The following is a 22415-nucleotide window of genomic DNA, read 5'->3' on the forward strand; positions in this document are numbered from 1 at the left end:
TTAATAGTAAAAGATCAAACATTATGCCAGTGTCGCTGCTGTTTAATCCGTCTATCCTATAAACGGTCAAAAGTAATTTCTGGTTTAAAACGAACGGGAATATTTTATAAAATGCTAAGTTAGATAAATTTGATAATTATTGAAAATGCATTATTCTTGTATATGGACAAGAGCGTTCAATACGTTTTTTACGCTAATTTTGAACCTTTTAGCTTTTACACTGTCAAAGTACCAATAAATTTATCCGCTTAATACAATGGAATTCAAAATTGATACCAAACCAACTTACACTGTAATTACGCCGGAAACCGGCGCATTAAGTGCTAATTTGGCAGAGGAGATACGACAAAAGATAGCAGAACTTACCATAACAGGCAGTCACAACTTCATCGTCAACTTACATAATTGCAGTGATATGGAAATTGCTGCCGGTAACCAGCTTATCGAGCTTCACCAATCCCTGTATAACCAGGATTCTTCCCTGGTGTTTACCGAAGTGCCGGAATGTGTATTGCAGACCATGAAACAACAGCAATTTCACCTGAGCCTGAACCTGACGCCTTCCATGCAGGAAGCCGTGGATATTATCAGTATGGAAGTATTGGAAAGAGACCTCTTTAAAGAATTATGATCCGGGTTACCATTTTAGGCAACAATTCGGCACTGCCGGCGTATGACCGTCACCCCACGGCCCAGATTATAGAATTGAGGGAACAGCTGCTGCTTATGGATTGCGGCGAAGGTACCCAGATCCAGCTGCAACGGTATAACATCCGCCGCAGAAGAATCAACTACATATTTATCAGCCATTTACATGGCGATCATTACTTTGGTCTTATCGGCCTGCTTACCAGTATGGGCCTGCTCGGACGTACCGCACCCCTGTGCATCTATGGTCCGCCCGCACTCAAGGACATTATTGACCTGCACCTGGCAGTTGCCGGCACTACCCTGCCCTATGTACTTCATTTCGAGGGTCTTGAAGAAGGTGTAGTGCGCGACCTGGTCGATACGCCCCATTTTAAGGTAAGCTGTTTCCCCGTCATTCACCGTATACCTTGCCACGGCTTTGTGTTTACGCTTAAAGGCAGTGGTCGTAAACTGCTCCCGGAAAAATGTAAGGAGCTGGAAATACCGGCCGCCTACTACAACCAGTTGAAACAGGGCGAAGACTACCTGCGCCGCGATGGCCGCCTGATCAAAAACGAAGAGGTAACGACAGAAGGCAATCCCGACAAACGGTACGCCTATGCCGCCGATACCCTGTACACGGAGTCCATCCTGCCTTTTATCCGTAATGCCGATGCCCTTTACCACGAAAGCACCTACCTGGACGACAACCGGGAACGGGCTTTCGACCGCTTTCACAGTACCGCCGCCCAGGCCGCTGAATTAGCGGGCAAGGCAGCGGTAAAACGTCTCCTGCTCGGGCATTTCTCCTCCAAGTACCAGGACCTTTCCCCTTTTTATACCGAAGCCAGCGCCATCTTCCCCGATGTGGAAATTACCACGGAAGGAACAACGTATGAGATATAGGGGGAGATGTGAGATGTGAGATATTAGATTTTAGATATTAGATGTTAGATGTCATCCTGAGCGCAGCGAAGGATCTCATTAGTTAGCTGGCTTTGTTAGCATGTAAAGCATGAAGAATTAAGAGGGTGATTGTCATCCTGAGCATCGCGAAGGAGCTCATTAGTTAGCTGGCTTTGTTTGAGTGATGCGATAAAGGGTTGTTGTCATCCTGAGCATAGCGAAGGAACTCATTAGTTAGCTGGCTTTATAAGCGTGTAAAGCATGAAGTATCAAGAGGATGGTTGTCATCCGGCTCTTATCAATACTCACATCCCAATACCCAATACCCAATACCCACCCTACCTAATCCTGCTGGATTCGCTGTCGGAAGCGGTTTTGCGCTGACGGGCCTCCCGGATCTCGTTGCTGCCAAAACGGTAGCTGAAGTTGATGCGGACCGAAGTAGGATCATTGCGCTGAACGATATCAAGCCGGGTGCCGCCATAGTCGGTAAGCGCACGGAAACGCATAGTACGGAACACATCGGTAACCGTAACCTTAACCGTTGCCCGGTCGTCCAGGAATTTTTTACGGAAACCTACGTCTACCGTGCCCAGCGACTTCCGCTTCCAGGTGCCTTCGAGCGTTTTGCCGTCGTACCAGCTGCTCAGTTCGGCGGAGTACCCTTTGCCCAACTGGAACGTGTGCTGCATATAAATGCCGTAACCCGGCGACTTCATATCCAGGCTGATGTTGTTAAAGCTGCCTTCTATAGCCCTGTAGTTAAACCATACATTTACATAACCGGTCCACCATTTGGCAATAGGTAAAGACGAGCCGAGTTCAAGTCCCAGGATGCGTTGCGAGGCAATATTATGCTCCTGCAGGTAAGAGGCATTACCGTTGATCGTATCGGCAACCTTTACCGCGTAATCTTTAACATGGCTATAGCTAAGACTGGCCGTGAACAAGGATTTGAAGGCATAATTCAATTCAATGTTATCGGTATACTGCGGTTTCAGGAAGGCATTACCTTTCTCAAACGTAAGCTGGTCGATCTTTATCTCGAAGGGGTTCAGGTCCTGGTAGTCGGGACGGTCGATACGCCTGCTGTACACCAGGCCGAAGCTATTGGCCTCGTTAAGTTTATAATGCAACGCCGCACTCGGAAAGAAGTCGAGGTAATCCCGCTTCACCACGTTATCCGCCTGTACCTTACCATCGGCGCGGTCCAGCGATCCTTTGCTGCCCGTATGCTCCATACGCAATCCGGCCTTCAGGTTCCATTGCTTGCCCAGGGGCCGCTCGTAGCTGGCATAGGCCGCATTTACATTTTCCGTATACACAAAACTGTTGCTCATACCCAGGTCCCTTATTGGTTGGTCGTCACCATTGTAGTTGTAAAAGTCAAAAGCATTGTTGGTCCTGACATAGGCCGTTTTAAGCCCGTAGCCGAGTTTTCCTTTGCCCAGTTTATGTTCGATATCCAGTTTGGCCGTATAGATGTCGATATCCGTAGGCATGCGGTTGCCGTTGATTACCGAATACAGGTAATTATTGCCTGCATCGTAATACTGGTTGGGCTGATAGCTGCGGGATGTGCCGCGGTAGAGGCCATAATCGCCGTCGAAACTGATTACCGTACCATTCGTATCCGCATAACGGTAGTTGAGGTTGAAGTTCGCATTGGTACTGCTTTGCGGCATATCGTTCGTGGAACGTATGGTTTTCAGCAACTGGCCCGTAACCGGCAATTCGATGTCTGTAGCGCCGCCACTGCCAAAGGAGCCGCCCGCGAAATTGGTATTGACGAGTACGCCCAGCGTATTTTTACTATCGAGGAAATAATCGGCGCCCGCCTTGATGTTGAGGCTCTTCCGGTCTTTATACATAACCGTTTGCTGGTTATACACCGTATCTTTTTGCGTACGGTAGATGCGCAGATCATTTTCGTACTTATTGGCTGCCCCGCTTATATTGCTGAAGACATTGAGCTTCTTGTTGCGGTAGTTCAGGCTCAGGGAGCCATTCTTGCGCCAGTCCTTACCCCGGCCCAGGCCCAGTTCGGCCATACCGTTGGTACCAAATTTCTTATTCTTCTTCAGCCGGATATTGATGATGCCCGCATTACCGCTGGCGTCGAATTTAGCGCCGGGATTGGCGATCAGCTCGATAGCCTCGACATCGCTACTGTTGATGCTTTTCAGGTAATCGGCCAGGCTCTTGCTGTCCAGCTGCGTCATTTTACCATCGATATAAACCTTAACGCCATTCTTGCCCCGCAGGGTAATGTTCTCGTTGTTATCGACCATTACGCCCGGGCTTTTCTGGAGCAGTTCGAGCGCATTGCTACCCGTGGCATTGATGCTGTTCTCGACGTTAAACACGAGTTTATCGCCATGCGATTCGATCATGGGTTTGGCCGAGGTGATCACCACATCCTTGATTTGTTTGCTTTCGCTCTGCAAGCGCAGCAACGGAGCATTATAACCGGCGCCTGGTCCGGCGGTAAAGACTGCCGTATAGGCCGGTTTATAACCGATCATGGTGTATCCGAGTAAGAAGCGGCCCTCTTTATCGGCTGTCAATTCAAAATTACCGGCCGAATCAGTAATCGATGCCCGCACCAGGTTGCTATCTGCTGCCTGGAGCAGGGAAACCGTTACGACCTCGAGCGGCTGGTCGTAGGCGTCGATAACCCGGCCTGCTATTTGTCCTGCCGTTTGTGCCTGCGCCATAAGCGCGCCGGCCAGGACGAGGATACTTGTTAAAATTTTTGTTTTCATAGCTATAGTATTTGTTTTCACATATTACATTGCAAATGTAGGTACCTTGCAATACAAAGTACATGGTTTAACATTTATTTGTGAAAAAGAAAGGGATAGGCAGGGAAAGGAGAAAACTATAAGACTATTGTAAGGGCTGATACCCTTGCAAGCTTTATACATTATTATCCGAATTATTGCTAATTTTGCACATTCTTTTACCTTTCTTACTAATTGATATGAACCTTTTTGCTCAGTTGCAGCACGAATTTCTCCAACGCCATGTTGGTCCTGATGAACAGGAAACCCGCGAAATGCTTGATACGATCGGCATCGACAGTCTTGATGAACTGATCGACAAAACGGTACCGAAGGCCATCCGCCTGCCCAGGCCCCTTGAACTTCCTGCTGCTGTAAGCGAGGCAGAATATCTTCGTCAGCTTAAGAATATTTCCCTGGGTAATAAAGTGTCCAAAACTTATATCGGCCAGGGTTATTATGATACCCATACCCCCAGCGTTATTCTCCGTAACGTTTTTGAAAACCCGGGTTGGTATACCCAATACACGCCTTACCAGGCCGAGATCGCCCAGGGCCGTCTCGAAAGCCTGCTGAATTTCCAGACCATTGTAAGCGATCTTACTGCATTGCCGATTGCCAATGCATCGCTGCTGGACGAGGCTACCGCCGCTGCAGAAGCTATGGCGATGTTCTTCAACCTGCTGAACAGGAGCCACGACAAACTGGACCGTCCGAAAATGTTTGTGGACCAGGAAATGTACCCGCAAACCAAAGACGTACTGGTAACACGCGCCGAGCCCCTGAATATCGAGCTGGTATTCGGCGATTATAAAACAGCCGTAATCGACGACCAGTACTTCGGTGCACTGGTACAATATCCCAACGATAAAGGTTCCGTAGAAGACTACCGTGCATTTATCGAGCAGGTACATGCAGCCGGCGCTTATGTGGGTATGGCTACCGACCTGCTGGCGCTTACCCTGCTCACCGCTCCCGGCGAACTGGGCGCTGACGCGGCTTTCGGTAACTCCCAGCGATTTGGCGTACCCCTCGGTTTCGGTGGTCCGCACGCTGCGTTCTTTACCTGCAAGGACGAATTCAAACGTCATATCCCCGGCCGTATTATCGGCGTAAGCGTGGATGCCAATGGCAACCGTGCGCTGCGCATGGCGCTGCAAACCCGCGAGCAGCACATCAAACGCGAAAAAGCAACTTCCAATATCTGTACCGCACAGGCGCTGCTGGCGAATATGGCTGCTATGTATGCCGTTTTCCACGGTCCACAGGGCCTGAAAAACATCGCCTCCCGCATCAATGTGCTGACCCAGACCCTGGCCGACGCCCTCACTGCTGCAGGTCAGGAACTGGTTTCTTCTTCGTTCTTCGATACTATCGTAATCAAAACCGATAAGGTAGCAGCGATTAAAGAAAAAGCCCTGGCGTTCAACATCAATTTCCGTTACTTCCCCGGCAACCTGATCGGTATAGCGCTCGACGAGACCACAACATTCGAAGACCTTGCCGATATCATCAATGCGGTAAACCTGGTGGAAGGCGCAGTATCGTACAGCCTCGAAGAAGAGAAAGTACTGCACGGCGTTCCGGCCGAACTGGTACGTACCTCTGATTACCTGACCCACGAAGTGTTTAACAAGCACCACAGCGAAACGCAGATGATGCGTTATATCAAATTCCTGGAGAACAAGGACCTGAGCCTTAACACCAGTATGATCTCCCTGGGCAGCTGCACCATGAAATTGAATGCCGCTACCGAAATGATCCCGCTGAGCTGGGGCCATTGGAGCAAGATCCACCCGTTTACCCCGGTAGACCAGGCCAAAGGTTACCTGCAGATCGTAAAAGAACTGGAGCAATACCTGAGCGAGATTACCGGTTTTGCCGCCTGCAGCCTGCAGCCCAACAGTGGCGCTTCCGGCGAGTATGCCGGTCTGCTGGCGATACGCGGTTACCATGAAAGCCGTAACGAAGGCCACCGTAACATCATCCTGATCCCGATCTCTGCACACGGCACCAATCCTGCCTCTGCAGTAATGGCGGGTTATAAGGTAGTAGTGGTTAAGGCACTCGAAAACGGTAATATCGATGTGGAAGATCTGAAGGCAAAAGCCGAGCAACACGCGGCCAACCTTGCCGGTGTGATGATCACCTACCCTTCTACTTACGGTATCTACGAAGAAAGCGTAAAAGACATTATCGACATCATTCATGCCAACGGCGGCCAGGTATATATGGACGGCGCCAACATGAATGCACAGGTAGGCCTTACTGCCCCCGGTTATATCGGTGCGGATGTATGTCACCTCAACCTGCATAAAACCTTTGCAATCCCGCATGGCGGTGGCGGTCCCGGCATGGGTCCCATCTGTGTGGCTGCACACCTCGAGCCATTCCTGCCCGGACACGTATTCGGAAAGGATACCACCGGCGACAGCAACTGGCAGCATGGTGTTTCTGCAGCGCCATTCGGTTCTGCTTCTATCCTGCTGATCAGCTATGCTTATATCCGTATGCTGGGCCCCGATGGCCTGGAAGCCGCAACCCGCTACGCGATCCTGAATGCCAACTACATGAAGGCCCGCCTGCAGAACGACTATCCTATCCTTTACTCCGGCGCCAACGGCACCTGCGCACACGAGTTTATCGTAGACCTCCGTCCGTTTAAGAAAACAGCCGAGATCGAAGCGGAAGATATCGCCAAACGCCTTATGGACTATGGCTTCCACGCACCAACCATGAGCTTCCCGGTTGCCGGGACGATCATGATCGAGCCTACCGAAAGTGAGGACAAGAGCGAACTGGACCGTTTCTGCGAAGCCCTGTTATCCATAAGGGAAGAGATCAAAGCGATTGAAGACGGCCATGCCGACACCAAAAACAACCCGCTGAAAAATGCACCGCATACCCAGATGGCCGTGATCACTTCTGATTGGGATAAGCCTTATACCCGCGAGACAGCAGCGTTCCCGCTGACGTATATCCTGTCCAGCAAGTTCTGGCCTTCTGTTGCCCGTGTAAACAATACCGTAGGCGACCGTAACCTGATCTGTACCTGCGAACCTACTGAATCGTATATGCAGGAAGCATAATACCGGCGATAGCCACAACAATATAAAAAGGGTACAGGTTATAAACCTGTACCCTTTTTCGTTTGCTATAAAATTATCTTGGCTGCCTATGCGGCACAGGTAAAATGCCGGGTAAAATTGGGATCAAGCGGAAAAGCTGGGGCAGATCAAGATGCCTTGTATTTCATCTTATTTCTTCTATACAGGGACGCTTTATAAATTTGAACCCTAAAGAATAGCATAGTCGATGACCTAGGACAACAGGGAGCAATGGACAGATGCCCGTGAAGGATTTAAGATAGATTAAAGCCCAGATCCATGTCCGTCATGCTCTGCGCAACGACCTTCGCCAAATAGGTCGCGGGGAAGAGTGCCTTTTACCGACACATCCGATCAGGCAAAAGACAAAGAAGCATATGGGAGCCGACAAAGCGATCCGGTTAATCTAACTCTATTTTTTTCTCGCTGCGACGCCGCGCTCGCTGCGAGAAAAATGAAATTCGCGGGATCCCATTCGCCCGCCAGAACCTGGTATTGCAGTATATTTATCTATCCAGGATAGCATAAGCGATCCCTATTAATTTTCCTTGAATAAATAATAGAGGAACAGATCTGCAGGCTCAATTTTTAATCCCCCCAGAAATTCTGCCTGATCCTAAAATTGTGTGGGTAGTAAGGTTATCGCTTTCTATTTTTTCCCAGTGAAATAGGCATAAGCCCTTTCGGGAAAATCGCCGCCCGGGCGGGCAAAATTGCATTCGGTGTACAACATCACGATCCAGTCCGACCGCATCACCTCGGCCATGGGGTCGATATCCTTGATATTTTTCTTATCCGGCCATTCAGAGGACCATACATCATAAAAATACGACCAGAACTGGTACCGGCTGTTCAGGCGCTGCGGGATGCCGATGTCGCTCCACATCCACATATAACTGTCGGCAATGTAAATAGCGGCGGGCTTTGGCTGTTTATCATCCGAACGGACTTCCAGGTAAGGGTGAAAAAACGTGTTATCCGAAATGGGCACGATAAGATTCAATAATTTGCCCAGGTCGTCTTCCGCCCCTTGCGGTCCCGAAGTAACGCCTTCCTGTGCATCGTTCCAGATCAGCTCCGGGAGCGCGAAACGGCGATGCGGCAATGCATTCATAAAATTACGGAAACTGTCGGCGGCCAGTAAGGCGCCATACTCCGTCCAGTGTATACCGGGCCGGCCGTATACAGGATGTTTCATTTTCCTGCCTGCATCCCGGAACCATGCATTAAAATCGATCTGCCGCAATCCTGCTGCTTCGCCGTATTTTTTATAAACATCATAATTGGTCGGACCCGTCCGGGTCTCGTCGTAAGCCTGGCGGGGCAGGTTCTCCGGCATAAACCGCGCCTTATTCGGTGCATAAATAAACACCAGTGTTTTGCCCAGCTTGTCCAGGGTATCCTGCACGTACCTGAGCGTACGTACCCTTTCCTGTATAGCTTCGCTGCCGGCAAAGTCGCGGCCAAAATAAGCGTCGATATAAGCCTGCTCGAAAAGATTGTCGTTCCTGCCGACCACCACCTGCGCATTTACCTTTCTGAACAGCGTATAATCGAGCTGGTTGCGGAGCCGTATAAAATCGGGGCGAAAGCCGGTATTTACCTGCGCCTTCTCATTGACAGCCTGCTGAAAAGAGCCGTCCAGCCAGCGTTCCAGGGTAAACTGCGTTGTTGTGCTATCGGCGGCTACCATACCCGAAAGCGTGCCGCTGTTAACGATCTTAAGCTGCCCCTGCAATAAGGGAAGCCACAACAGCAGGGCCAGGAAACCCAACAACAGGTATAAAGGTTTTTCTTTCATCGCGATTAAAACCTGAAATAAATAAAGGGGTTAAAACTACTGGTCAGCAGTGTGCCTACACTCAACACGAACAGGCAAACCGTAACCGCGAACAGGATATAATGCCGGCGCATGCTGTAAGGGTTATTGTAGACTTTGTCCTGCAGGGATTGCCCGTAAGGCAACAACGTAAAACAGGAAAAAAAGCCGGCAATAAACAAGGTCGTCCAGAAAAGCGGCTCCCCTTCTATCAATCCGGGATTAAAGCTAAACATGCGACGCAGGTAAGCCACGGAAGGCCCCCAATGTTCCAAACGGAAAAATACCCAGCCGATCAACACCACGAAAAAAGTATAGACCGCGGCAAACTGTTTGAGCCGTTGTAATCCTTTTTGTAAAAACATCCGCTCCAGCACAAGAAACAAACCGTGATAAGCTCCCCAGATAATAAATCCCCAGGCGGCCCCATGCCATAATCCCGAGGCCAGGAATACGATCCATAAATTAAAGTAAAGCCTGCCCTTATTGCCGGTCCGGTTACCCCCCAAAGGAATGTACAGGTAATTGCGCATCCAGGCGCCCAGGGTCATATGCCACCTTCGCCAGAAATCAGTAATGGAAAAAGCGGTATAGGGATTATTAAAGTTTTCCGGCAACCGGAAACCCATCATGAGCGCAAGACCGATAGCCATATCCGAGTAACCCGAAAAATCGAAATAAATCTCGAACGTATAAGCGAGGGCGCCCAGCCAGGCATGCATCGTACCCAACTCCTGTACCGGCATGGTAAAGGCCTTATCGGCATAACTCCCCAGCACATTGGCAATAAGTACTTTTTTACCCAGGCCGATAAAGAAGCGGTATAATCCCCGGAGCCGGTACTCTACCCCGCTATAGGCCGAACGGTCGTAGACCTGGCCGGCAATATCGTGGTACCGCACAATGGGGCCCGCAATGAGTTTGGGAAAGAAGAGGATGTACAACTGGTAATCCCAGAATTTTTTCAAAGGGGCATGTACCTTACGGTAGACGTCGACCACGTAAGTGAGCGATTCAAAGGTGTAAAAGGAAATACCGATCGGCAACACCAGCTTTAGCCAGGGTATAGTACCCATCCCCATTGCCTTTAAGGCTACATTGACATTATCGACAAAAAAGTTGCTGTACTTGAAATAGACAAGCAGGCCCAGGTTGATACAGACCGACAGGAACAGCAGTAATTTTCTCCTGCCGGCAGTCTGCTGCCGGTCCATATACTGCACCAGGAAGAAATCGACAGCCGTAGTACCAAGGATCACAAAAATAAACCGCGGCGCCCCCCAGGCATAGAAAATAATACTCCCCAGCAGGATCGCAGTATTCTTCCATTTGCCGGGTACCAGGTAGTATACCGTAAAGAACAGGGGCAGGAAATAAAGCACGAAAACAACGCTGCTAAAAACCATAGCTTACCGTTGTATTTTGTGCATCAGGACATGATAACATTACTATGCGGCAGACATGCTGACAGAACCGCGTAGAGCAAATAAGGAGCATAAACAATCAATAAATTAAAAACGTCTCGTGCGTATCTCGGCATGCCGCGGACAGGTGCTACCCGCTCTACATACCTTGCTCATCTTTATCAATCGGGATATTCGGCTGTCGTAACGACTTTGGTTTACGGTCAATAGATACCCGTGTAATGAAGCCGTTTGCTCCAGGACTCCCTGCTATTGCCGGCAATACCCGACACGGTGGTTATATAGCTTAAAATACCGGTGTACGAACTCTTACAAGCCGACACACCGGTATTTTTGAAGCAATTAAAAAACTCAGGATTTTTTAACCGCGGTAGCTTTAGGTTCTGCTTTTTTAGCATCTGCCTGTGCGGTACCTTTCTTTTCGTCTTTTTTATCTTTAGAAGCATGGCAGGCCTCTTTTTTGCCTTTAGCGCAGCAGCCTTCTTTCTTACCGTCGCCTGCGAAAGCAGCCGAACCCATGATCAGGGCAGCGCCGAGCAATAATGTTATTTTTTTCATCGTTACCTGTTTTTAAGATAGCCAAAGATAAGGATAAATCGTATACGCAACATCGCATGAAACGCGCATCATAACTATTAACCTTACAAAAACATTTATTATCTTACCCCTGAAAACCCTACAACTACATGAACCGTTTTTTCATCTTTAGCGGCGCCCTGATGCTGCTCTCCTTTGCAGGCCGGGCACAGGACGCAACAGAGGAGCCCCGCGCCGGCTACAGCACCGAAGGCTATGGCAACAATATTATTTCCGTGATCCCCGTAGCCGCCCAGAACGAAGGTTACGCCGCCGGTATAACCTACGAACGCTTCCTGGACCCGCGTGCCAGGATCAGCCTGTATGTGCCCCTTACGATCAATGTACAGGATGAGGCCTGGCATTACCGCTCCCAATACAAAACCGTGACGACAGGCGGTCTTATTGGTTTTAAGTTCTACCCTACTTCCAGCCGCGGCGTAGTACGTTACGCCCTGGGCCTGTCGGTGGGCGTGTACGACCTGGCACGCACTTATTCAAAGGGCTATAGCCCTGTAGGCCCGGCCTACGAGGATAAAAGAAAAGAGCATTATCTCAGGGCAGGTTTCCTGATGAATAACTCGGTCAATTTCACCCTGTCGCGCAAAGTAAGCCTGGGCCTGGACCTGCACCTGGGCGTGGGACAAAACGGCGACCCGGACCAGGACGATACCATGCCCATGCTACTGGCCCTGTTCCGTGCGGGTTACCGTTTTTAAAACATGCATGTACGGGTTACAACAGCGCCGCTTCCGGCTTTGACCACAAATCATTACATTTGCATCCTTATTTTTTAGCAATGGAACTGAGCAAAAATTACGTACCCCAGGCTACCGAGCAAAAGTGGTACGATTACTGGAATACCAAAGGATACTTTCATAGTGTACCCGACGAGCGCCCTGCCTATACAATTGTAATGCCTCCGCCCAATGTAACCGGTGTGCTGCACATGGGTCATGCGCTTAACAATACGGTCCAGGACATCCTGCTGCGCCGCGCCCGTATGCAGGGCTATAATACCTGCTGGGTGCCGGGTACCGACCATGCCTCTATTGCTACCGAAGCCAAAGTCGTAAATATGCTGCGCGAAATGGGCATTGATAAAAATAAGCTCAGCCGCGAGGAGTTCCTGAAATATGCCTGGGAGTGGAAAGAGAAATATGGCGGCATCATCCTGCAGCAGCTCAAGAAACTGGGCTGTTCGCTCGACTGGGAACGCACGCACTTTACCATGGATGAAGGATACTACAAAGCCGTAATCAACGTGTTTGTAGACCTGTACCGCAAAGGCAATATTTACCGGGGTGTAAAAATGATCAACTGGGATCCGCAGGCGCTTACCGCCCTCAGCGATGAAGAGGTGATCCATAAAGAAACCAATTCCAAACTGACTTATGTACGCTATCGCATCGACAGCGATACGGAAGAATATATAACCATTGCCACCGTACGCCCCGAAACGATCCTGGGCGATACCGCGGTATGCGTTCACCCCGACGATGAACGTTATGCCCACCTTAAAGGCAAATACTGCTTCGTGCCCCTGATCAACCGCCGCATCCCGATCATCTTCGACGATTATATCGACAAGGAATTCGGCACCGGCGCGCTGAAAGTAACACCGGCGCACGATATCAACGACTACAACCTGGGCCAGAAGCATAACCTGGAGGTAATCGATACGCTGAATGCCAACGGCACCCTCAGCGAAGCGGCACAGCTCTATATCGGCGAAGACCGTTTTGCCGTACGTAAAAAGATCGTGGAAGACCTGAAAACCTCCGGCAATTTTGTAAAACAGGAAGACTATACCAACCAGGTAGGCGTTTCGGAAAGGACCAACGCGGTAATCGAACCGCGCCTGTCGATGCAATGGTGGTGCAATATGGACCGTATGGCCCAGCCCGCGCTGGAAGCGGTAATGAACGACGATATCCGGTTCTACCCCTCCAAGTTCAAAAACTTGTACCGCCACTGGATGAGCAATATCAAAGACTGGTGTATCAGCCGCCAGCTCTGGTGGGGACAGCGCATACCGGCCTGGTACGACAAACAGGGCAATATTTATGTAGCGCCCACCGAAGCCGAAGCGAAGGCAGCTTATAAAGCCGCCTTCCCCGATGGCGCCGACGAGCTGCGCCAGGAAGAAGATGTATTCGATACCTGGTTTTCGGCATGGCTGTGGCCGATGGAAGTATTCGACTGGGATAAAGATCATAACAATAAAGAACTGGCTTATTATTACCCGACCAGCACACTGGTTACGGCTCCCGACATCATCTTCTTCTGGGTAGCCAGGATGATCATGTCCGGTTACGAATACCAGGGCAAACTGCCTTTCGAACAAGTATACTTTACCGGCCTGATCCGCGATAAACAAGGCCGGAAGATGAGTAAGCAATTGGGCAACTCGCCCGATTTGCTGCAGCTGATCGAAGACTACGGCGCCGATATCGTACGTTTCAGCGTATTGATCTCATCGCCTGCCGGTAACGATATCCTGTATGATGAATCGTTCCTGGAACAGGGCCGCAACTTCTCCAACAAGATCTGGAACGCCCTGAAACTGGTTAAGATGTGGGAAGAGAAAACAACGCAGGAAGGCCTGAGCAACAGCCAGGACGGCGCCTTTGCCACCAGCTGGATGCATAACCGCATCCTCGAAGCCAGGACCCAGATCGACCATATGTTCCGCGACTTTAAACTGAGCGAAGCCTTAAAAACGATTTACTCCCTCATCTGGGACGACTTCTGCTCCTGGTACCTCGAATGGGTAAAACCCGCACAGGACCAGGCGATGAGCCGCGAAGTATACGAAAAGACCCTGTCGCTTTTCGAAGACCTGTTGCAACTGTTGCACCCATACATGCCTTTCCTCACCGAAGAGGTATTCCACCTGTTGCGCGAGCAGCAGGAAGACCTGATCAACCGCCAGTTGCCCGCAGCGAGCGCTGCAGACGACCAGGTATTGCGCCAGGGCGCCTTGTTGCAGCAACTGATCTCTGCCATCAGGGACACCCGTAACAAAAACCAGCTGAAGCCAAAAGAAACCGTTTCGGTGGCTATAGATACCGCCAATACCGGGTTCTACACGGCCGCAGGTCATATCCTGCAGCGCCAGGTAAACGCCGATAGCCTGGAAATGGCTACCGAAGCGCCCGCCGGCTGGATTGCACTTGTAGTACAGACCGAAAAAGTTTATCTTGACTGCAAAATCGAGGTAGACCCCGAAGCACAACGCGGCAAAATGCAGGAAGAGCTGGAATACCTGAAAGGTTTCCTGTTGAGCGTTGATAAAAAACTCAGTAACGAAAGATTTGTGCAGAACGCCAAACCCGAGATTATCGAGAACGAAAGAAAAAAACAATCCGATGCGGTAGCTAAGATCAAAACCCTGGAGGAAAGTTTGAGCCTGTTGTAAATAAAATTATGTCGAAGATGAAAAAATATGTGTTCCCGGTAATCATTGCAGCAATGGCAGGCGCTTTCAGCCTGGCACAGGCGCAGCAACGCAAGGCGCAGCCAACGTTGCAAAAGGCCGAGCCGAAAAAAAAGATCATACATAAAGGCAAAGCCTTTCTTTCCGATGGCAAAACCGGTTCCGGTAAGATCAGCAAGAAAGCCTTCGACTCCCTGATCGCCTACCCGCTGATCGCTAAGGACAGCCTGGGCAGGGAACACAAAGTAATCGGGTACACCTTCAGTTATTCGGAACGCGGCCTGTATGAAGACAGTATGGGTACCCCCAGGATCATGGCCGATTTCTATTCTACAGAAAGCGAAGGCGGCCAGTTACCCGCCTTCTGGTTGCAGAATATCCGGGAGCGCTCCAAAGGCGGCGATACCGCGTATTTCGACCAGGTGATCTCGAAATATACCGATACCGGCAAAAGCTTCTTTTATGCCGAGCCGATCAAACTGATTATTACGGAATAAAACACAACAGTAACCTGATAAGCAAAGAGCGATACCCTGGGGTATCGCTCTTTTATATGTTAGTCAAAGCCCGCTGGTTCAGGGTTCCAGGGCCTGCAAAATATCCTGCAGGATATCGTCGCGGTGTTCCAGCCCGGCGGAGATGCGGATCAGGCCGGGGGTAATATTCACGGCCAGCCGCTCTTCCTCCGTCAGTTTAGCATGGGTAGTACTTGCCGGGTGCGAAGCAATACTGCGGGTATCGCCCAGGTTGGCCGTCAGCGAAAGCATATTCAGTTTATCGAGAAAACGGCGCCCTGCTTCCAGTCCGCCGGCCAGTTCGAAACATATGATACCGCCGCCGTTCTTCATCTGTTTTACGGCGATGTCGTATTGCGGATGCGAGGCCAGGAAAGGATACCGGAGTGTTTTGATTGCCGTATGATGTTCCAGTTGCTGCGCCAGGTATAAGGCATTGGCCGCATGACGCTCCATACGCACGTCCAGTGTTTCCAGGCTTTTGCTCAGGATCCAGGCGTTAAAGGGCGAGAGCGAAGGCCCCATACTGCGGCAGAACAAATAAATATCGTGTATCAGGTCTTTGCGGCCGGCTACAACGCCCGCCAGTACCCGGCCCTGCCCATCTAGCCATTTGGTGCCGGAGTGGATAACCAGGTCGGCGCCGTATTCGACAGGTCTTTGTGCAATGGGCGTAGCAAAACAGTTATCTACCACGAACAGGAGCCCATGCTTACGGGCCAACTCGCCCAGCCGCTCCAGGTCCAGGATATCGAGCCCGGGATTGGTAGGCGTTTCCACATAGATCATTTTCGTCTCGGGGCGTATAGCCTGTTCCCAGGTGTCGGGTTGGTCGGCAGCGAAGTAACTGCTGCTGATCCCGTACTTGGGCAGGTACTTGTTGAGCACCGTATGGGTGCTGCCGAATATAGCATTGCAGCTCAGCAGGTGATCGCCCTGTTTGAGCAGGGCCAGGAACGTTGAGGAGATCGCGCTCATGCCCGATGCGGTAGCATAGGCGGCCTCGGTACCTTCCAGCGCCGCGATCTTGTCGGTAAATTCGGTAACGTTAGGATTAACAAAGCGGCTGTAGATATTGGCTTCGCGCTCATCGGCAAAGGTAGCCCGCATTTCTTCGGCGGTATCAAAACAAAAACTGCTGGTTAAATACAAAGGAACGGAGTGTTCCATCTGGCCGGAACGTTCGGCCTGAATACGGATTGCCTGTGTAATCGGATTCATTTGCTTAGACATGGATAAAAAATTTTAAAAGATCAGGAGCGCTTACAGGTTTACCTCGTATGTAATGGTACAGCCCGCGCGGCGCAGGGTTTCGGCCACGGAACAGTATTTGTCGATCGACAAAGCCGCGGCACGTTGGGCCTTGTCGGCATCCAGCGCGCCCGTAAAACGGAAACGGATATGCGCTTTGGTCCACAGGGCCGGTACTTTGTCCTGCTCCCGCTCCGCATCGATATCCATTTCGAAACTATCGAAAACCTGGCGTTGCTTTTCCAGGATACTGACGATATCGATACCGCTGCAGGTACCCAGCGACATAATAACGCCCTGCATAGGCCGTACACCGGTGCTTACCGCATCCAGCCGGGGCCGCTCTACACCATCGGGTACCGATTGAAAATTGACATCGTTACCATTTTCGTCCGTAGCGGTAAAGGTGCGTTCGGCGATATGGTATTTTATGTGAATAGAAGGCATACTTTTTATTTTGCTGTAAAAATAAGACACCAACAATTACTTTTGCACAATTAAATTCAATTACCCGATACAAGAACAGGCATGCAAAACAGTTACCATTACGACCAGGCTTTTACATTGGAAAACGGCGGCAGCCTGCCGGAACTCCACATCAGCTACCATACCTACGGGCAGCTGGATGCAGACAAGAGCAATGTGGTATGGATCTGCCATGCCCTTACCGCCAGCGGCGATGCTGCGGGCTGGTGGGACGGACTGGTGGGCGAAGGCAGGACGATTGACCCGGCCCGGCATTTTATCGTATGTGCCAATATTATCGGCAGCTGTTATGGCAGTACGGGGCCGCTCAGTATCGACAAAACAACCGGGGCGCCCTTTCACAACAGTTTTCCCTTACTGACGATACGCGATATGGTACAGGCGCATATATTGCTGCGCCGGCACCTGGGCATCGAAGAGATACACCTGCTGGCCGGTGGCAGTATGGGCGGCTACCAGGCCATGGAGTGGGCCCTGGCCGAACCGCAGCGTATCCGCAACCTGTTCCTGCTGGTAACCTCGGCGGCCGAAAGTGCCTGGGGCATTGCCATTCATACGGCGCAACGACTGGCCATAAGCGCCGACCAAAGTTTTGGCACAGCAGCCGATAATGCCGGCGCAGCAGGCCTGAAAGCCGCCAGGGCCATAGGTATGCTGACCTACCGCAACCCGGCGCTGATGAACAAACAACAAACCGATACCGATACCAGTAAAACAGATGATTTTAAAGCCAGCACCTATATTCAATACCAGGGCGACAAACTGGTAAGCCGCTTTAATGCCTACAGCTACTGGACCCTGACAAAAGCAATGGATAGCCATAACCTGGCCAGGGGCCGTGCAGCCTCTGCAGAAGCGGTGTTACAACAGATTGCGCAACCGGTATTGCTCGTGGGTATCAGCAGCGATATTCTTTGCCCGCCCCACGAACAGCGGTTCCTGGCACAGCATTTACCCCTGTGCCGTTATGAAGAAATTGATTCGGAATATGGTCATGACGGGTTCCTGGTAGAATCGGAACAGGTAGGCCAACGCCTGCAAAACTGGCTGGAAGGCTTAACCGGCGCTTAATCGAGTCGTTCGGACAGGATGCCGAACACAAAACCCGCCAGGAAAAAAGCAGCGGCGTTTTTTACATGATACCAGTTATAATTATCGAGGTAGTCGAGACTGCCGGTGCCGAGTAGTACGACCAGCAGGGCAAGGATGCCCGAAAGTAAAGCCAGCACCAGGCCGTTCATACGGCGGAAAGGCAATTTGACCAGTAACAGGTAACCCAGGCAGGACAAAGCCAGGTAGCAGGCCGTAACCGGCAGCCACTGGGCATAGTCGAGTTTGAGAATGAGCTCGTGCTGGTAGGTATCCGGCACCAGCAGGTCGTTACCCAGGATAATGAGCATCGTGCACAGAACCGTGGCCGTGATAAAAGAAAGACTATAAATAAATCCGGCACGCAGGGGTTTCATACAGACCTGTTATTGAATCGGGCACAAGATAGACAATATATTAATTACTCCCATATAAAACAAACCAGGCCAGTGTCATGCTTTTGTAAATTTTATAAAGGGCAATGATCGTATTAAGACTGCCGAACCGGCGCCTACCCCTATCCTTGTTCATTTAATTTTTACTTTTGATCCTCCAATAATACACGCACAATTTGAAAACCGTTCTGATAATAGACGACGAAGAAAAGCTCCGGGGCCTGCTGTCGCGCATCGTAAAGGGTGAAGGCTTCCATGTGGTGGAAGCAGCCGATATAAAATCGGGCATCCGCAAGGCCGAACAACACGATATCGATGTGGTGCTCTGCGATGTAAAACTGCCCGATGGCAACGGGTTGGACCTGGTCGAAAAACTAAAGACCCGGTTTCCCCTGCTGGAGATTATCCTGCTTACCGCCTACGGCAATATTCCCGATGGCGTACAAGCCATGAAGAACGGGGCTTTCGACTATATCGTCAAGGGCGACGACAATGATAAGATTATTCCCCTGCTGAACCGCGCCATGGAAAAAGTAAGCCTGCTTAAGAGGGTTAAGGAACTGGAGCAAAGGGTCGGTAAGAAGTACTCCTTTCAAAGCATCATAGGCCAGTCCAAACCGCTGCAGGATGCCATATCGCTGGCCAAAAAGGTGGCCCCCACCGATGCCGCCGTACTGCTTACCGGCGAAACCGGTACGGGTAAAGAAGTATTTGCCCAGGCCATACACCAGGGCAGCAGCCGCTGCGGCAAAAACTTTGTAGCCCTTAACTGCAGCGCCCTGGGTAAGGACATCCTGGAAAGCGAACTGTTTGGGTATAAACAAGGCGCCTTTACCGGCGCAGCCAAAGATAAAAAGGGCCTGATCGAAGAGGCCAACGGCGGCACCCTCTTTCTCGACGAGATCGGCGAGATGCCGCTCGACCTGCAGGCCAAACTGTTGCGGGTACTCGAAACCAGCGAATTCATCAAGCTGGGCGATACCCGGCCGCAAAAGTCCGACTTCCGCCTGATTGCGGCTACGAATAAAGACCTTAAAGCCGAAAGCGAGGCCCATCTCTTCCGCTCCGACCTTTACTTCCGTCTTAATGTATTCCAGATCCAGCTGCCGCCCCTGCGCGAACGCGTAAAAGACATTGAAGCGCTCGCTGTTTTTTACACCCGCCAGTTTGCGGCCAAAACCGATGGCCAGGAAAAACATTTCGCCCCGGGTTTTATAGCCAGGCTGGAAGCCTATGCCTGGCCCGGCAATATCCGCGAACTGAAAAACGTGATCGAGCGGGCCGTGATCCTGAGCGAACGCAATGAGCTGGGCCCTGCTTCCCTGCCCTTCGAAATACAGGAGGCAAGCCCCACCAGCGGGAAGACGCACCTGTCGGCCTTTTCGCTAATGAGCGCCGAAAAGCTGCATATTCAGAAAGTACTGAACCATACCCGCGGCAATAAAGCCGAGGCTGCACGCCTGCTGGAGATCGGCATTGCCACCCTCTACCGCAAACTCGAAGAATACAAAATACAGTAGCACACGCTACCTATCATTTTGAGAAAAAGCCTATCATTTTGATAGGCTTTTTTTATGCCCTTAAAGACCGCTATAAAATTAAAATACTGACTATAAACGCTTTAAACCACACCTCCCGGATCTGGCCCGGATTTGGCATATAAGAGGACAAACAGATATCCAATTATATGAACCCATACGAGATACCGGCCATGCTGGAAGACGAACTGCCCGCGATAGTGCCTAGCTTAAAAGAGCATGCCCCCGATGGCAATGCCACACAGATCATTAAAGTACTGACCCATTATACCCGCAGCCTGCTGTCGCTGCACGACCTGCCTGCCGTTGTTAAATGCATGCAGGTGGCCGACAAGATCTATGAGAAAGGCAACCAGGTGGTACGCAACGCCGTGGAGAATGTATTCGTATACTCCTTCTCGGGGCTGCAATGCGCCTGCAACCGCCTCGAATGGAAACAGATCCAGTCCAAGATACCCGTAACTCTTTACTCGGCTTATGTACGCCAGATCTACCGCTCGGGCCTCTGATCCGTTTCTTTCACTTCTAAAATAGTATGCAACGATGAACACCTTATTGCTTGTACTCGGCGGAGTAATCTGTTTTATACTCCTGTACCGTTCCATTCATTTCTTCGAAAAAATCTAAAACCCATGACCGCTTTATTCATTGTATCGCTACTGGCCTTTATCTATATGTGTTACGTACTGCTGCGACCCGAAAAATTCTAGCCCGTAGCCGTCCATACCCTCTTAACTACAAGATTCAACCTTTTATAAAATGAGCAAGGAACTACCCGGAATTATACTCATGTTTGTGCTGACCCTGGCGCTGGCTGTACCCCTGGGCAAATACATAGCCCGCATGTACAGCGGCGAACGGTCCTGGACAGACAAGATCTTTAATCCCGTAGAACGTCTATTTTTCCGGCTTTCCGGCATCGATCCCCATAAGGAGATGAACTGGAAAGAGCATATGAAACATATGCTGATCATCAACCTGGTCTGGTTCCTGTCGGGCATGCTGGTATTGATGACCCAACAGTACCTGCCGCTGAATCCGGATGGCAACCCCAATATGAGCGCCGACCTGGCTTTCAACACCAGTATATCCTTTGTGGTCAACTGCAACCTGCAGCACTACTCCGGCGAAACCGGCCTGAGCTACCTGTCGCAGCTCTTCCTGATGTTCCTCCAGTTTGTAAGCGCCGGTACCGGCATGGCAGCTGCTGCCTTACTGTTCAATGCCTTAAAAACCAGGACCACCGAAAAGTTGGGCAATTTCTATGATTATTTCCTGAAATCCTGTACCCGCATCCTGTTGCCCTTATCCGTGATCGTAGCCCTGGTACTGTTGTTTAACGGTACGCCTATGACCTTCGCAGGCAAAGACACCATTACCAACCTGCAGGGCGATACCGTACAGGTATCGACAGGTCCCGCTGCGGCCTTTATCGCCATCAAACATATCGGCACCAATGGCGGGGGCTTCTTCGGCGCCAATGCCGCCCACCCTTTCGAGAATCCGAATTACCTGACCAATATGGTATTGATGATGGCGCAGATGATCGTTCCATTCGCCATGATCTTCGCACTGGGTTACTACCTGAAACGCAAAAAATTTGCCTGGGTCGTGTTCAGCGTGATGACCATCGGGTTCCTGATGCTGGTAATACCTAATATACTTATGGAAACCAGGGGCAACCCGCTGAGCGCCCACATGGGTATCGATATGAGCAAGGGAGCCATGGAAGGCAAGGAAACCCGCTTCGGCGCCGCTGCTACCGGCTTCTGGAGTATCGTAACCACGGTTATCTCCACAGGCTCCGTTAACGGGATGCACGACAGCACCATGCCGCTCTCCGGCATGAACGAGCTCATCGCGATGATGGTGAATTGCTTCTATGGCGGTTGCGGTGTAGGTATCCTCAACTTCTTCATCTTTATTATCCTGGCCGTATTCATCAGCGGGCTTATGGTAGGCCGTACCCCCGAGTTTATGGGTAAGAAAATAGAAGCCCGCGAAATGAAGATCGCAATGATCGTAGCCCTGCTACATCCCTTGCTGATCCTGGCCGGCACCGCGCTGGCCATGGCCCTGCCGCAGTATACGGCATCGACGCTCAGCAACCCCGGCTTTCATGGCTTCAGCCAGGCCCTGTACGAGTATACCTCCTCGGCAGCCAATAACGGCAGCGGCTTTGAAGGGCTGGGCGACAATACGCCCTGGTGGAATATCAGTACGGGTATCGTATTGCTGCTCTCGCGCTTCCTGCCGATCATAGGCCCCGTGGCCATAGCCGGATCGCTGGCCGCTAAAAAGTATACGCCCGAAAGTGCCGGTACTTTAAAAACCGACTCGGGCACCTTTGGCCTGATGCTCTTCGCCGTGATCGCCATCGTAGCCGCTCTTTCCTTCTTCCCGGCACTGACCCTCGGACCTATTGCGGAATTTTTTTCCCTGAAATAATTTAAAATC

General features: G+C 50.8%; 18 protein-coding genes. 11 read left to right on the top strand and 7 right to left on the bottom strand.

The features are described 5' to 3' along the window. Positions 1-256 precede the first annotated feature (256 nt). Positions 257-631 carry an STAS domain-containing protein gene (locus B0I18_RS17195; protein ID WP_106523979.1) on the top strand — a complete coding sequence of 125 codons (375 nt, stop codon included), beginning with the start codon at positions 257-259 and terminating at the stop codon, positions 629-631. Beyond that, positions 628-1536 (top strand): ribonuclease Z, encoded by a 909-nt coding sequence (locus B0I18_RS17200; RefSeq protein ID WP_106523980.1) that lies wholly within the window; start codon positions 628-630, stop codon positions 1534-1536. Before B0I18_RS17195 ends, B0I18_RS17200 begins: the two co-directional genes overlap by 4 nt. A gap of 338 nt (positions 1537-1874) precedes the next feature. On the opposite strand, the gene B0I18_RS17205 is transcribed toward B0I18_RS17200, so the two are convergent. Continuing rightward, positions 1875-4301, bottom strand: coding sequence for a TonB-dependent receptor (locus tag B0I18_RS17205; protein ID WP_106523981.1), 2427 nt, complete (start codon positions 4299-4301; stop codon positions 1875-1877). 218 nt (positions 4302-4519) lie between these two features. Here B0I18_RS17205 and gcvP point away from each other — a divergent pair, with 218 nt between their 5' ends. Continuing rightward, positions 4520-7408: an aminomethyl-transferring glycine dehydrogenase gene (gene gcvP / locus B0I18_RS17210; RefSeq protein WP_106523982.1), complete on the top strand. Its 2889-nt coding sequence runs from the start codon at positions 4520-4522 to the stop codon at positions 7406-7408. Between the two features lie 667 nt (positions 7409-8075). Here the strand turns inward: gcvP and B0I18_RS17215 are convergent. From B0I18_RS17215 to B0I18_RS17225, 3 genes are all read right to left on the bottom strand, one after another. Next, positions 8076-9227 carry an alginate O-acetyltransferase AlgX-related protein gene (locus tag B0I18_RS17215; protein ID WP_106523983.1) on the bottom strand — a complete coding sequence of 384 codons (1152 nt, stop codon included), beginning with the start codon at positions 9225-9227 and terminating at the stop codon, positions 8076-8078. A 5-nt stretch (positions 9228-9232) separates the two neighbouring features. After that, entirely contained in the window at positions 9233-10651 is a 1419-nt protein-coding gene (locus B0I18_RS17220; RefSeq protein ID WP_106523984.1) for an MBOAT family O-acyltransferase, read from the bottom strand. Positions 10652-11020: 369 nt separating this feature from the next. After that, positions 11021-11227, bottom strand: a complete 207-nt coding sequence (locus tag B0I18_RS17225) for a hypothetical protein (protein WP_106523985.1) — start codon at positions 11225-11227, stop codon at positions 11021-11023. 128 nt (positions 11228-11355) lie between these two features. Between B0I18_RS17225 and B0I18_RS17230 the strand changes: the two genes are divergently transcribed. The 3 genes from B0I18_RS17230 to B0I18_RS17240 all read left to right on the top strand — a co-directional run bounded on the left by B0I18_RS17230 (position 11356) and on the right by B0I18_RS17240 (position 15181). Beyond that, the gene (locus B0I18_RS17230; RefSeq protein WP_106523986.1) at positions 11356-11964 is read left to right on the top strand and encodes a hypothetical protein; all 609 of its coding nucleotides are present in this window, start codon (positions 11356-11358) and stop codon (positions 11962-11964) included. Positions 11965-12044: 80 nt separating this feature from the next. Continuing rightward, a complete protein-coding gene (locus B0I18_RS17235) occupies positions 12045-14666 on the top strand; it encodes a valine--tRNA ligase (RefSeq protein ID WP_106523987.1) in 2622 nt (873 codons plus the stop codon). Between the two features lie 8 nt (positions 14667-14674). Then, a complete protein-coding gene (locus B0I18_RS17240) occupies positions 14675-15181 on the top strand; it encodes a hypothetical protein (RefSeq protein ID WP_146146787.1) in 507 nt (168 codons plus the stop codon). A gap of 78 nt (positions 15182-15259) precedes the next feature. Here B0I18_RS17240 and B0I18_RS17245 read toward each other — a convergent pair whose 3' ends face one another. Next, complete coding sequence (locus B0I18_RS17245; protein WP_245882109.1) at positions 15260-16432, bottom strand: trans-sulfuration enzyme family protein; 1173 nt, start codon at positions 16430-16432, stop codon at positions 15260-15262. 30 nt (positions 16433-16462) lie between these two features. After that, positions 16463-16897, bottom strand: a complete 435-nt coding sequence (locus B0I18_RS17250) for an OsmC family protein (protein WP_146146788.1) — start codon at positions 16895-16897, stop codon at positions 16463-16465. A gap of 81 nt (positions 16898-16978) precedes the next feature. On the opposite strand from B0I18_RS17250, the gene metX reads away from it, so the two are divergent. Continuing rightward, a complete protein-coding gene (gene metX, locus B0I18_RS17255) occupies positions 16979-18007 on the top strand; it encodes a homoserine O-acetyltransferase MetX (protein ID WP_106523991.1) in 1029 nt (342 codons plus the stop codon). Here metX and B0I18_RS17260 read toward each other — a convergent pair. After that, a complete protein-coding gene (locus B0I18_RS17260) occupies positions 18004-18402 on the bottom strand; it encodes a hypothetical protein (protein WP_106523992.1) in 399 nt (132 codons plus the stop codon). The genes metX and B0I18_RS17260 overlap by 4 nt on opposite strands. A 194-nt stretch (positions 18403-18596) precedes the next feature. On the opposite strand from B0I18_RS17260, the gene B0I18_RS17265 reads away from it, so the two are divergent. The 4 genes from B0I18_RS17265 (at position 18597) to kdpA (ending at position 22406) form a co-directional block, all read left to right on the top strand. Next, positions 18597-19940, top strand: a complete 1344-nt coding sequence (locus B0I18_RS17265) for a sigma-54-dependent transcriptional regulator (RefSeq protein ID WP_106523993.1) — start codon at positions 18597-18599, stop codon at positions 19938-19940. 167 nt (positions 19941-20107) lie between these two features. Next, entirely contained in the window at positions 20108-20467 is a 360-nt protein-coding gene (locus B0I18_RS17270; RefSeq protein ID WP_106523994.1) for a DUF7674 family protein, read from the top strand. 123 nt (positions 20468-20590) lie between these two features. Next, positions 20591-20668, top strand: a complete 78-nt coding sequence (gene kdpF / locus B0I18_RS25530; protein WP_106524144.1) for a K(+)-transporting ATPase subunit F — start codon at positions 20591-20593, stop codon at positions 20666-20668. A gap of 49 nt (positions 20669-20717) precedes the next feature. Beyond that, positions 20718-22406: a potassium-transporting ATPase subunit KdpA gene (gene kdpA, locus B0I18_RS17280; protein WP_106523995.1), complete on the top strand. Its 1689-nt coding sequence runs from the start codon at positions 20718-20720 to the stop codon at positions 22404-22406. Positions 22407-22415 lie beyond the last annotated feature (9 nt).

Origin of the sequence: Taibaiella chishuiensis (genome assembly GCF_003014535.1) — a bacterium.
GTDB lineage: Bacteria > Bacteroidota > Bacteroidia > Chitinophagales > Chitinophagaceae > Taibaiella > Taibaiella chishuiensis.